At 39.1% G+C, this 576-nt stretch carries 1 protein-coding gene; it reads right to left on the minus strand.

Going from position 1 to position 576, the window contains the following annotated elements; all coding sequences use genetic code 11:
- Positions 1 to 18 precede the first annotated feature (18 nt).
- On the minus strand, positions 19 to 363 hold the full coding sequence (locus AB4238_RS20120) for a hypothetical protein (RefSeq protein ID WP_372035152.1): 345 nt from the start codon (positions 361 to 363) through the stop codon (positions 19 to 21).
- Between the last annotated feature and the right edge of the window lie 213 nt (positions 364 to 576).

Below are 576 nucleotides of genomic sequence, written 5' to 3' on the forward strand. Positions count from 1 at the left end.
AATGCAATTGGTATAAAGCTAATTGAAAATTCGGCGCTGACTGCGGCTATGCACAATGCCATTGCCGCACCAAGCTGCAAATAGGGTAAATGCTACAACACTCGACATAATAATACTTAGGCGATACCAGGGCGCTTCTGCAAGTATACGCATTTGAACATATTCAAAAGCACTTGTTCCCCAAACTAGGAAAGCAGAAAGCACTAACGTCAATTGTAATAAACGTGTCACCCATGTTGCTCTAATGAATAGTAGAGCAGGTGCGATTGCGTATGCTATGCAAGCTTCTGTTTGCCCAAATCGAAGAAAATGTGCGCCAAGCAATAAGTATGCAAGACTGATAAAAACAATACGCCACCACATAGATCTAACCTTTATTAAACTCAATTACCCGAAGAGGATACGGTAAAATTAAACAAGTATTCTATCGACAGCTTCACAATTAACAAATTAATATTCGTTAAGGTTGTTTGTTAATGTGCGGAAATAGTGAGTAAGTCACTCTATTTATCTTAATAGCAACGCCATTAAAGAGTTGCTCGTTTAGCGGGTGTTGGAATCACTTTAGACAAGTCA

This window comes from Shewanella sp. 10N.286.45.A1 (genome assembly GCF_041470405.1).
Lineage (GTDB): Bacteria > Pseudomonadota > Gammaproteobacteria > Enterobacterales > Shewanellaceae > Shewanella.